This window comes from Chakrabartyella piscis (assembly GCA_030067835.1).
Classification (GTDB): domain Bacteria; phylum Bacillota; class Clostridia; order Lachnospirales; family Anaerotignaceae; genus Chakrabartyella; species Chakrabartyella piscis.
In genome coordinates, this window is the sequence record CP092441.1 from 565,856 (window position 1) to 578,509 (window position 12,654).

General features: G+C 40.4%; 11 protein-coding genes. 8 read left to right on the forward strand and 3 right to left on the reverse strand.

The genetic code is table 11. From position 1 onward, the window contains the following. The first annotated feature begins 6 nt into the window (after positions 1-6). The 6 genes from pgeF (at position 7) to pgsA (ending at position 6,245) form a co-directional block, all read left to right on the forward strand. Entirely contained in the window at positions 7-807 is an 801-nt protein-coding gene (gene pgeF, locus MJY40_RS02490; RefSeq protein ID WP_317855505.1) for a peptidoglycan editing factor PgeF, read from the forward strand. Between the two features lie 299 nt (positions 808-1,106). Then, a complete protein-coding gene (gene der, locus MJY40_RS02495; RefSeq protein ID WP_317855506.1) occupies positions 1,107-2,432 on the forward strand; it encodes a ribosome biogenesis GTPase Der in 1,326 nt (441 codons plus the stop codon). After that, on the forward strand, positions 2,432-3,046 hold the full coding sequence (plsY, locus tag MJY40_RS02500) for a glycerol-3-phosphate 1-O-acyltransferase PlsY (protein WP_317855507.1): 615 nt from the start codon (positions 2,432-2,434) through the stop codon (positions 3,044-3,046). The genes der and plsY overlap by 1 nt, the downstream gene beginning before the upstream one ends. A 67-nt stretch (positions 3,047-3,113) precedes the next feature. Next, the gene (locus MJY40_RS02505; RefSeq protein WP_317855508.1) at positions 3,114-4,103 is read left to right on the forward strand and encodes an NAD(P)H-dependent glycerol-3-phosphate dehydrogenase; all 990 of its coding nucleotides are present in this window, start codon (positions 3,114-3,116) and stop codon (positions 4,101-4,103) included. Between the two features lie 272 nt (positions 4,104-4,375). Then, positions 4,376-5,734, forward strand: a complete 1,359-nt coding sequence (gene rimO / locus MJY40_RS02510; RefSeq protein WP_317855509.1) for a 30S ribosomal protein S12 methylthiotransferase RimO — start codon at positions 4,376-4,378, stop codon at positions 5,732-5,734. Next, positions 5,718-6,245: a CDP-diacylglycerol--glycerol-3-phosphate 3-phosphatidyltransferase gene (pgsA, locus tag MJY40_RS02515; protein WP_317855510.1), complete on the forward strand. Its 528-nt coding sequence runs from the start codon at positions 5,718-5,720 to the stop codon at positions 6,243-6,245. Before rimO ends, pgsA begins: the two co-directional genes overlap by 17 nt. A gap of 364 nt (positions 6,246-6,609) precedes the next feature. Here the strand turns inward: pgsA and MJY40_RS02520 are convergent, their stop codons facing one another. The 3 genes from MJY40_RS02520 to MJY40_RS02530 form a co-directional block, all read right to left on the reverse strand. Next, positions 6,610-8,046 (reverse strand): Rne/Rng family ribonuclease, encoded by a 1,437-nt coding sequence (locus tag MJY40_RS02520; RefSeq protein ID WP_317855511.1) that lies wholly within the window; start codon positions 8,044-8,046, stop codon positions 6,610-6,612. Between the two features lie 137 nt (positions 8,047-8,183). Further along, the gene (locus tag MJY40_RS02525) at positions 8,184-8,705 is read right to left on the reverse strand and encodes a M23 family metallopeptidase (protein WP_317855512.1); all 522 of its coding nucleotides are present in this window, start codon (positions 8,703-8,705) and stop codon (positions 8,184-8,186) included. Further along, on the reverse strand, positions 8,662-9,036 hold the full coding sequence (locus MJY40_RS02530) for a hypothetical protein (protein WP_317855513.1): 375 nt from the start codon (positions 9,034-9,036) through the stop codon (positions 8,662-8,664). Before MJY40_RS02530 ends, MJY40_RS02525 begins: the two co-directional genes overlap by 44 nt. Before the next feature lie 320 nt (positions 9,037-9,356). On the opposite strand from MJY40_RS02530, the gene rny reads away from it, so the two are divergent. Next, positions 9,357-10,931: a ribonuclease Y gene (gene rny / locus MJY40_RS02535; RefSeq protein ID WP_317855514.1), complete on the forward strand. Its 1,575-nt coding sequence runs from the start codon at positions 9,357-9,359 to the stop codon at positions 10,929-10,931. A gap of 371 nt (positions 10,932-11,302) precedes the next feature. Then, the gene (locus MJY40_RS02540; RefSeq protein ID WP_317855515.1) at positions 11,303-12,577 is read left to right on the forward strand and encodes an adenylosuccinate synthase; all 1,275 of its coding nucleotides are present in this window, start codon (positions 11,303-11,305) and stop codon (positions 12,575-12,577) included. Positions 12,578-12,654 lie beyond the last annotated feature (77 nt).

Genomic DNA, 12,654 nt, shown 5'->3' on the forward strand with positions numbered 1-12,654 from the left:
GAACATATGAGTAAACTCGATATCATACAATTCGATAATATAAACGCAACAAATCTAGTCAAACATTGTTTCACCACACGTCATGGTGGTGTCAGTGAAGGCTATTTTGGTACCATGAACATGGGTTTCACTCGTGGGGAAGCTCGTGCAGTTGTACTCAAAAACTACGAAATCCTAGGGGATGCAGTTGGTTTCACAAAGGAGAACTACGTGACCACACACCAAACGCATACAACCAATGTCCATGTGGTCACAAAAGAAGATGCGGGTATGGGCGTTTTGCGTGAACGCACCTATTCTGAGGTGGATGCACTGATCACCAATGTACCAAACATTCCTTTGGTGATTTTTGGTGCTGACTGTGTGCCTGTTTTCTTGGTGGATACGAAAAACAAAGCCATTGGTGTGGCGCATAGTGGTTGGATGGGTACTGGTCATCGTATGGCAGAAGTGGCGCTTTTGGCAATGATGCAAGAGTTTGGCACCAATCCAAAAGATGTTGTGGCTGCAATTGGACCTTCTATTGGCAAATGTTGCTTCCAAGTGGATGATCCAGTGGTGAATTTGTTCCGTAAAAATATCGATTTTGCAGATGAAATCATTTTCGATGATCCATCAGAAGCAGGTAAATATCGTATGGATTTGTGGGAATGCAATAGACGTTTCTTGGCGGATATGGGTGTCCCCAATATCGAAGTTGCAGAACTTTGCACCATGTGCGATACAGAACGTTTCTATTCCCATAGGGTGATGCAAAATGAACGTGGTGTTATGGCAGGAGTTATGGAATTAGGAATTAGGAATTAGGAATTAGGAATTAGGAATTAGGGGGGGGGGTTGAGGACACCAATCCCTACAAATTCCAATGTGATGAAATGAATCAATGGATTGGAAATCGTAGGGACATCCCTTGCGGATGTCAGTTGTTATCATTACAAATGTTAAGAATCCTTGAAGATACTGTATTTTTCTTGTCATGATACAAGAAAGTATGGTATACTTCTAACATATAATGCGTGTATTGTGTCAATGTGTAGGGAATGGTCTTGACCATTCCGTTTGCAAATTTGGACACATAGAGAAAATAGTTTTTGGAGGAAAGAATAATGAGCAAACCGATTGTTGCGGTAGTAGGACGTCCAAACGTTGGAAAGTCCACACTGTTTAACCGCTTAGCAGGCGAAAGAATCTCCATTGTGCAAGATACACCGGGTGTAACTCGTGATCGTATTTATGCTGATGTAGAATGGTTGAACTACAAATTTACATTGATTGACACAGGTGGTATGGAAATTGGTTCTGAAGAAATCATCCAACGTCAAATTGTGGATCAAGCACAAATTGCAATTGAAACAGCAGACGTTGTATTGTTTATCACAGATGTAAAAACAGGTGTCACAGAAGATGATATCCAAGTGGCAAATCTTCTCAGACGTACCAAAAAACCAGTTGTTTTGGCAGTCAACAAAGTGGATAGCGTCCAACGTGATACCATGGATATTTATGAATTCTATGAATTGGGTATTGGCGATCCAATGCCTGTTTCTGCTGGTCAAGCTTTGGGTCTTGGCGATATGCTTGACGAAGTGGTGAAACACTTCCCAGATGAGATGGATGGTCAAGAAGATGACGATGCAATTCGTGTTGCCATCATTGGCAAACCAAATGTAGGCAAATCTTCCCTCATCAACAAAATCTTGGGTGAAGATAGACTCATTGTCAGCAATATTCCAGGTACCACTCGTGATGCTGTGGATACACCTATCGAAGTAGATGGTCAAAAATACATCTTCATTGATACCGCTGGTATGCGTAGAAAAAGCAAAATCAAAGAAGAAATTGAACGTTATAGCATCATTCGTGCTGTTGCAGCAGTGGAACGTTGTGACGTTGCCATTTTGGTGATTGATGCCAATGAAGGTATTACAGACCAAGATACAAAAATTGCAGGTATTGCCCATGAACGTGGACGTGCAGCGATTATCGCAGTCAACAAATGGGATTCCATTGAAAAAGACGATAAAACCATGAACAAATACTTGAAGGATATCGGTAATGAACTTGCGTATATGCCATATGCACCACGAGTGTTCATTTCTGCACATACAGGTCAAAGAATTCCGAAGATGTTGGAACTCATCTGTACTGTAAATGAAAACCATGCGTTGCGTATCAGCACAGGTGTCCTAAACGAAGTTTTGATTGAAGCAACTGCAATGCAACAACCACCTTCTGATAAAGGTCGTGCTTTGCGTTTGTATTATATGACACAAGTTTCTGTCAAACCACCAACATTTGTTATCTTCTGTAACGAAAAGGAATTGTTCCATTTCTCTTATAAGAGATACATTGAAAACCAATTGCGTGAAGCATTTGGATTTGTTGGTACACCCATTCATATCATTTCCAGAGAAAAAGGAGAAAAGAACTAATGTTTCGATTGGTTGGATTGTTGATTGGTTATTTCATCGGTTGTATTTCCACAGCGTTTATCATGATGAAAATTATGAAAGTGGATTTGCGTAAACATGGCAGTGGCAACTTGGGTACCACCAATGCGTTGCGTGTGTTGGGTCTGAAAGCAGGTCTGACCACCTTGGCTGGTGATATCTTGAAATGTGTGTTGGCATTCTTTATTTTGATGCAGATGTATCCAGAAGAAGGTATTTTGGCTGGTATCTATGCAGCACTTGGCACCATCATTGGACATAACTTTCCATTCTATTTGAATTTCAAAGGTGGAAAGGGTATTGCTTCTAGCTTAGGGATGTTGCTTTCGTTGGGGATTTTCTTTAGCCCTTGGTTGGTGATTGTTCCAGCTGGAATTGGCTTGTCTGTGGTGGCAAAAACAAAGTATATTTCTGCTGGCTCCATCACAGGTGCAATTTTATTACCATTGACAGCATTTGCACTCCATATGCCAACAGAGGAATTTTTGATCATTCTGTTCCTTGGTGTTTTGGCAGTGTATCGCCATAAGGAAAATATTGGACGTTTGCGTAGTGGTACAGAAAATAAATTGAGCGTACATAAAAAAGCAAAATAAACGAACCAATAAATATATAATTGTAGGGTTGGGTCTTGACCCAACCGTAATATTTGGAGGATTTGCAATGAAAAATGTAACCGTAATGGGTTCTGGTAGCTGGGGTACTGCTTTGGCGATTATGTTGCAAAACAATGGGCATTCCGTTATGCTTTGGGCTAGACGTGATGCACAAATTGAACAAATGAAAACAGATGGCGAAAATAAGCAATATTTACCAAATGCAGTGTTTCCAGAAGGTTTACAGTTGACTTCTGACAAAGAAGAAGCGTTGGCACATGGCGAAATTGTTATTTTGGCAGTGCCATCTAAGGCAGTTCGTCAAAGTGCAACAGATTTCGCACCATATCTCAAAGAAAACCAAGTCATTGTCAATGTGGCAAAGGGCTTGGAAGAAGGAAGTCTCAAACGCTTGTCTGAAGTGATTCGTGAATGTGTGCCACAATGCGAAGTGGCAACTTTGTCTGGTCCCAGTCATGCAGAGGAAGTGTCTAAGGGCATTCCAACTATCTGCTTGATTGCAACACCCAATGAAGATGTGGCGAAAATGGTGCAAGCTGAGTTTGGCAATGGTCGATTCCGTTTGTATACCAACACAGATGAAATTGGTGTGGAAATGGGTGCAGCACTGAAAAATGTTATGGCACTGGCAGCTGGTATGTCTGATGGTCTTGGTTTTGGAGATAATACAAAAGCGGCAATTATGACACGTGGCATCACAGAAATGGCTCGTTTGGGGATTGCTGTGGGTGGCAAAAGAGATACCTTTGGTGGTATTTCTGGTATTGGCGATTTGATTGTAACTTGTACCAGTATGCACTCCAGAAATAGACGTGCTGGAATCCTGTTGGGTCAAGGCAAAAGCCTAGAAGAAACCCTTGCAGAAATCAAAATGGTGGTAGAAGGTGTCAATACTGTAAAAGCGGCTTGTGATTTGGCACATAAAATGGAAGTGGAACTGCCCATTACCGAAGCGATTTATGCTGTTTTGTTCCAAGGCAAAGATCGTGAAGATGCAGTCCTAGAACTGATGAACCGTGAAAACAAAGCGGAATAAAAAGATTGAAAGAAAGACCTTGGGGCATTGCCCCAATACCCCATGAGGGGGTCACCCCCTCAACCCGTTTATTGCGAAAATTATATTTTCGCTGTGAATATTTGGGTATAAGGCGGTTTTGGTTTTGTAGGGGCGACCTGTGGTCGCCCGTAATACATATGGGTATGTATTGCTTACGGGTATATGTACCATATCAAATTTTAAAATAAATGGGTCAAGGGACGAGTCCCTTGCAGGGTTTGGGACAGCGTCCCAAGGTCTTGGAGGTAATTATGGAAAGAACGGTTTCGTTTACATCTTTGGGATGTGACAAAAATAGAGTGGATAGCGAAGTGATGCTGGGTATTATGTCCCAAAAGGGCTTCCGAGTTGTGGCAGATGAATCCGAGGCGGATGTCATTGTGGTCAACACTTGCTGTTTCATTAAGGATGCACTGGAAGAAAGTGTAGAAACCATTTTGGAGCTGGCAGAACACAAGAAAACAGGCAAATGTAAGGCTTTGCTGGTGGCTGGCTGTTTGGGTCAACGCTACCAAGAAGAATTCTTTGCAGAGCTTCCAGAAGTGGATGGCTTGATTGGTACAGCAGCATATGAATCCGTTGCAGATGTGGCTTTGGAAATCTTGGAAGGCAAAACCCACCAGAAATATTTGGTGGATATCAACCAAAAAATGAACGAAGAAAATGCAAAAGGACGTGTGTTGTCCACTGCATCTTATTTCGCATATTTGAAAATTTCAGAAGGTTGCGACAACCATTGCACCTACTGTGTCATCCCACAAATGCGTGGAAAACATAGAAGTCGTAGCATGGAAAGTCTTGTGGAAGAAGCAACCCTTTTGGCAGTACAAGGTGTTAAAGAATTGGTGATTGTGGCACAAGATACCTCTATCTATGGTAGAGATTTGTATGGCGAAAGCAAACTCCATGAATTATTGGCAAAACTTGGCGAAGTAGAAGGCATTGAATGGATGCGTATTTTGTATTGTTATCCAGAAACCTTGACACAAGCAACCATTGACGAAATGGCTCGTAATCCTAAGGTCTGTCATTATATCGATATGCCAATTCAACATGCAGTGGATTCTGTGTTGAAACGTATGGGTAGAAAAAGCAACCAAGCACTCCTCAAAGAGCGTATTGGTGCTTTGCGTAAAGCAATGCCTGATATTGTGATTCGAACCACTTTGATTGTTGGTTTTGTGGGCGAAACAGAAGACGAGTTTGCTGAACTTTGTGATTTTGTGGAAGAAATGCAATTTGAACGCTTGGGCGTATTTTCCTATTCCTTGGAAGAAGGCTCTGCAGCAGCCAAAATGGAAGGTCATTTGGAAGATGATTTGAAGGAAGAACGTAGAGAAATCATCATGGAACAACAAAAATTCATTGCAGCTAAGGTTTGTGAAAGAGAAGTTGGCAAAGTGATGGAAGTTTTGGTAGAAGGCAAATTGCCAGAAGAAAATATCTATTGCACAAGAAGCAGAAAAGATGCACCTGATATTGATGGATTGGTGTTTGTCAATTCCGATGAAGAATTGTATACAGGCGATTTTGTAAAAGTGAAAATTCGTGAAGCTGGCGACTATGATTTGATGGGAGATGTTGTTGATGCATATGAACTTACCAAATAAATTGACCATAATGCGTGTACTTTTGATTCCAGTGTTCTTGGTGTGCTTGTTCTGTTTGGAATCACCCACCAATAACATTGCAGCAACAGCAATCTTTGTCATTGCTTCTTTGACTGACTTTTTGGATGGCTATTTGGCTAGAAAATGGAATATGGTCAGCAACTTTGGGAAATTTATGGACCCACTTGCAGATAAATTGTTGGTGATGTCTGCCTTGGTGGCTATGGTAGAGATTGGTAGCTTGCCTGCTTGGGTGGTTGTGGTCATTTTGGCACGTGAATTTGCAATCACAGGATTTAGAACCCTTGCAATGGAAGCCAATATTGTTATGGCAGCCAGCTGGTGGGGTAAAATCAAAACCACAGTGCAAATGATTATGATTGTGGTGCTCTTGGTGGACTTGCCAAATGTTGCAGTTTTGGAAAATATCTTGATTGGCTTGGCAGTATTCTTTACCATTTTGTCTGGTTGGGATTATATTTGGAAGAACAAACAAGTGTTACACGGATAAATTTGAGACAGATACAGGCGAGTGCTTGTGTCTGTTTTTTTATGAAATGATTTGATGGAATCAATAGGGTATTGGTAATTGTAGGGTAGGGTCTTGACCCTACCGTTATAGTAAAGTGATGACCAGATGCGTATGATTACATATTCCGAATTATTTCAATTGGGTTTATTGATTGTAGCGATTATTTCCTTATGTTTACATAAGAAATAAAAAAGCCGCCTAACAAGCGTTAGACGGTCAACCCATTTGGACTAGCTGCCTGACCAAAGACAGCAATCCTTTGCACATACAATAACATATCTTATGTTGTTTGTCAATGTGCCGAAAGCATCTCTACATTTGTATGGGGTGCTTTTTTGATGTTTTAATTTTGTTTTTTCTTATCTATTGCAAACTGCCCAAAACCCATTTCCTCATTTGCTACACAAACCACAGTGCCATCAAAAGTGTCTGATAATTTCTGCAAATATCCATTGTTTTTACCAGCAAAGGCATAGAGCAAGCGACCATCTGCTTCCACAGTGATATGGTTGTAAATGGTGTTTGCCAAAATTCCTTCTACCTCTTTACGCATACGCACCACAGTCCAATCAATGGAAGGTACACTACCAGTACCATCACATTGGCGGCATTTGGTGGTCATTTGACGATGCAAACTGGGCTTTGTTTTCTTTCTGGTAATTTGCATCAAACCAAGTGAAGTCATACCCACAACAATGGTCTTAATGCGGTCTTTTTTCACTGCATCTATGAGCGTTTTTTCTACAAATTTCTGGTCATCTTTGGACACCATATCAATGAAATCCACGATGATGATACCTGACAAATTACGCAAACGCATCTGTTTTGCCACTTCTACAGCTGCTTCTACATTGGTTTTCTTGACCAATTTTTGTAAATCACCTTTACCAGATGCTTTGCCAGAATTGACATCCACCACAACACAAGCTTCTGTTTCTTCAATGACCAAGAAACCACCACTTTTCAACCAAACTTTTTGTTCCAATGCTTTTTGGCTTTGGCTTTCCACCATATATTCTGCAAACAATGGCATTTTGCCTTCATATAATTGCAAATGGGGTTGGTGTTCACCATTGAAATCATCACTTTCCAATAGAAGCTCGTAACTTTCCTTGTCATTGAGCACAAATTCTTCCACACCTTGTCCATAGAAATCACGGACTGCTTTTGCAATGGGTTGGTTCATTTCCACCAACAAAAGAGGTGGTTTTTGATACATTGCTTTTTCAAGTGTAGCTGATTTTTCCAATAACTGTGTAACTTCTTTGGCAAATTCTGGTTCTGTTTTGCCAGCACCATTGGTACGCACAATTGCAGAATATCCTTCAGGCAATAGGCTTGTAACAATATCTCGAATGCGATTACGTTCCTCTTCATCTGTTAACTTTCTGGAAACACCAACAGCACCATCTTCTTTGGTGAGCACAAGGAATTTACCAGCAAAGGAAATGTTTTTGGTGAGCACAGCACCTTTGTTTCCTTGGGCATCTTTTTCTACTTGGACAATGAGACTATCGCCAACTTTTGGCTTGTTTTCATTTTTGGTTTCATCAGAAGTGGCTCTGTGATTCCCATAGTACAAATATCCCTTTTTGCCAGCACCGATTTCCACAAAACAGGCTTGTAAATTGGGTACCACCTGCTCCACACGTCCCACATATACATTGCCCACAAGGCTTTCTTGACGTTTGCTTTCATAATACAATTCTACCAATGTGCCATCTTCCACCAATGCCACACGATGTAAATCTTCACCGATATCCAATAAAACTCGTTTCATATTTTGACTCCTAATCTATGATGTTACGGATGCCCACATAGGGACATTACGTTGTTTTCTTTTATCATATCCTAAAAATCAAAACTTTGCACCTATTTTTACAAATTTGTAGGGTCATGGCTTGCCTTGACCGTAATTCAAATCATATCGCCACGAGCAGTGTACTCTGCCACAACTTCTTGGGTGTATGGTAGGGTCACATATTCCAATGGGTCTAGCAAAACGTCTTTGTACCACAAGCCATAGTGCAAATGTGGACCAGTGGATAGACCAGTATTGCCAGACAAAGCAACTGCATCCCCTTGCAAAACCAAATCACCTACTTCCACCAAAACATCAGACAGGTGAGCATACATCACTTCATAACCATCATAGGTGGTGTATTCCAAAACCAATCCGTAGGTAGAAGATGTGCGTATCTTCATCACAACACCGCTTTTCACTGCCACAACAGGAGTACCTTCTTCCAAAGCAATGTCAATGCCATCATGGGATTCTATGGTATGCAAAATGGGATTTTCACGAATGCCACAAGAGGAAGTGACAGTGCCTTCAGCTGGATTTTGAAATCCTTCTACTTTTTTTGTCCAAGACAAAGCAGACCAAGCCAAAACACTAGGGGGAATCGTAAATATCAGGTGCGTAGTAGAATACTTCATCTGTGGCATCTTCTTCAGTGGTTTCTAGTGGATTGGTTTCATAAAACACAGAAATATCCCCATCCTCTGATACTTGGAAAAAGGCTTGCAATAGATTTCTTGCATCCAAAAGGGTGGTATTGGGCATTTGATAGGCAATGGTTTCCTTGATTTCTTGGCAAACTGCCAAAGATGTTTCTGTATGTAAGAAGGAAAGTAGCAAAAAAGCACCTGCCAATACAATGGTGACATAGCTGCGAAAAGCAAACCATCCCTTTTTTGATTTTTTTTGACTGCGATACATACGACGTTCTCTTTGCAAGCGTCTTTGTCTGCGTTCTCTATCTGTCATTTTGAAACCTCCTTGTGGCAAAACTGTCCTAAAACAAGATATGCAAAAATTACGCAAGTAGAACAACCTATAAAAATGTAATCATGTAAAATTTTGGAATGTATCTACAAGATGTATACACCTTAAAACATAAAAATTGCAAGGTGGTGTAACAAATGTAATCCAAATCAGGGGGGTTGCGTTATTTTTGTATAAAAACACAAAAAAAATAAAAAAAATACAATTGACTATGGGAATGTTTCTTGACAGAGCACCCAAAAAGTTATAAAATGTAATGGTGTTTACTACCACTACTTAAATGCTATGTAAAAAATATTGATATGAACATTGAAAAAAGAATAAGGGAGGTGTTTTCCATAGAGCCGATAAGCATTATCATTGGAATTGTCTGTTTGATTGTGGGCGCTATTGGTGGCGTATCCTACCGCAAAAAAATTGCGGAAGCAAAAGTAGGGCTTGCTGAAGAGCGAGCAACGAAAATTGTAGAGGATTCTGCCAAAGAAGCAGAAGCAAGAAAGAAAGAAATCTTGCTAGAAGCAAAAGAAGACAGCATTAGAACCAAAAATGAATTGGAAAAAGAAGTACGTGACAGAAGAAATGAATTGCAACGCAACGAACGTAGAATGATTCAAAAAGAAGAAAGTTTGGATCGTAAATCAGAAGCGTTGGAAAAGAAAGATGAGCAAATGTCCAAAAAATTGGAACAATTGGACAAGCAAAAGGAAGAAGCAAAAATTTTACATGAGAAACAATTGTTGGAATTGGAAAGAATTTCTGGTTTGACAACAGAAGAAGCAAAAACATATATCCTTGCTACTGTTGAAAATGATGTAAAACACGAAGCAGCAATGCTCATCAAAGAAGTTGAAAACAAAGCGAAATTGGAAGCAGATAGACGCTCCAGAGAAATTGTAGCCAATGCCATCCAAAGATGTGCAGTGGATCATGTGGCAGAAACCACTGTTTCTGTTGTACAATTGCCAAACGACGAAATGAAAGGTCGTATCATTGGACGTGAAGGTAGAAATATTCGTGCGTTGGAAACTTTAACAGGAATTGAACTGATCATTGATGATACACCAGAAGCAGTAATTTTGTCTGGTTTTGACCCTGTGAGACGTGAAATTGCAAGAATTGCATTGGAAAAATTGATTGTAGATGGCCGTGTGCATCCTTCCAGAATCGAAGAAATGGTTGAAAAAGCGAAGAAAGAAGTAGAAACCATTATTCGTGATGAAGGGGAATCTGCAACATTCGATACAGGTGTAAACGGCTTACACCCAGAACTTGTACGTTTGCTTGGTAAATTGAAATATAGAACCAGCTACGGACAAAATGTGTTGAAACATTCCATGGAAGTGTCTCATTTGACAGGGCTTTTGGCTGCTGAATTGGGCGTTGATGTGACAATGGCAAAACGTGCAGGTCTTTTGCATGACATTGGTAAGAGCATTGACCACGAAATGGAAGGTTCTCACGTAAGTATTGGTGTTGGTTTGTTGAAACGCTACAAAGAAAATCAGTTGATCATCAATGCTGTGGAAGCACATCATGGCGATGTGGAACCACAAAGCGTGATTGCTGTTTTGGTACAAGCTGCGGATGCGATTTCTGCTGCTAGACCAGGTGCTAGACGTGAAACTTTGGAATCATACATTAAGAGATTGCAAAAATTGGAAGAAATTGCAGAAGGCTTCAAAGGTGTGGAAAAATCCTTTGCGATCCAAGCTGGTCGTGAACTTCGTATTATGGTATTGTCTGATCAAGTTACAGATGCTGGTATGACCATTTTGGCAAGAGAAGTTGCCAAACGTATTGAAGAAGAGTTGGAATATCCAGGTCAAATTAAGGTCAATATCATTAGAGAAACACGTGCGGTGGATTACGCAAAGTAAACAGAAACAATTGGCATAGTAGTGAAAATGAGCGGATAGCGAAAGTTATCCGCTTTTTGTGTACCCAAAATATTGTAGGGGCGATTCACGAATCGCCCGCTATCCCTCTGAATGACAGCATATGGCAATTGTAGGGCGGTGGCTTGCTGCCGCCGAATGATACATACAACGGAACGGGAAACCCATCCCCTACAAATCCAATCGCAGGGGCGATTCACGAATCGACCGTTTGCATATTCCATAAATTTGCTATAGATATATGAAAATTTGATACCAACCATAAAAACTATTTACTTTACTTATGAGACAAGCTAGTGTAAAATAAGATGTAATGTTTAAAATCGTATAAACAGCTTAGGAGGCGTTATAGTATGGTAAAAGCAATCGTAGGTGCTTGTTGGGGTGACGAAGGTAAGGGTAAAATTACGGACATGTTGGCAGAAAAAGCAGACATCGTAATCCGTTTCCAAGGTGGTAGCAATGCTGGACATACCATCATCAATGATTATGGTAAATTCGCTTTGCATCAAATGCCAAGTGGTGTTTTCAATCCAAATACAGTCAATATCATTGGTACAGGCGTTGCATTCAATGTGCCTTATTTCATGAAAGAAATGAGCTATTTGGTGGATAACGGTATCAAAAACCCTAAAATTTTGATTTCTGATAGAGCACAACTTTTGATGCCATATCATATCGCTTTTGACACATATGAAGAAGCACGTTTGAGTGACAAACAATTCGGTTCCACAAAAAGCGGTATTGCACCATTCTATTCTGATAAATATGCAAAAGTGGGTATCCAAGTTTGTCATTTGTTCCACGAAGCAGAATTGATGGAACGTATCGAAGCAGCTTGTACCATCAAAAATGTATTGTTGGAACACTTGTATCACCAACCTACATTGGATCCAAAAGCAATCTTTGACGAAGTCATCCAATATAGAGATATGATTGCACCTTATGTTGTGAACACAGCAGAATACTTGGACAAAGCAATTAAAGAAGGCAAAGAAATTTTGTTGGAAGGTCAATTGGGTGCTTTGAAAGATCCGGATCATGGTATCTTCCCAATGACCACATCTTCTTCCACATTGGCAGGTTTTGCAGCAGTTGGTGCTGGTATTCCTGCTCGCTCCATTGAAAAAGTATACACAGTTGCAAAAGCATATTCTTCTGCAGTTGGTGGTGGTGCATTTGTCAGTGAAATCTTTGGTGATGAAGCACAAGAGCTTAGAGTTCGTGGTGGTGATGCTGGTGAATTTGGTGCAACTACAGGTAGACCACGTAGAATGGGTTGGTTCGACTGTGTTGCTACAAGATATGGTTGTATGATGCAAGGTACAACAGATGTTGCTTTCACAGCAATTGACGTTTTGAGCTATTTGGATGAAATCAAAGTTTGTGTTGGTTATGAAATCGATGGTGTTGTAACAAAAGAATTCCCTGTAACACCACTTCTCGAAAAAGCAAAACCAGTTTACGAAACATTGGAAGGTTGGAAATGTGACGTGCGTGGCATTACAGATTTCAATGAATTGCCAGAAAAAGCACAAAACTATGTGACATTTGTAGAAAAAGAATTGGGTTATCCAATCACAATCGTTTCCAATGGTCCAAAAAGAAGTGAAATTATCTACAGATAATCATGTTATAAAATCGGAGTCTACCGAAATGGTGGGCTCTTTTTTTACGGGCGTTCACATGCTACGTGGGATTTGTA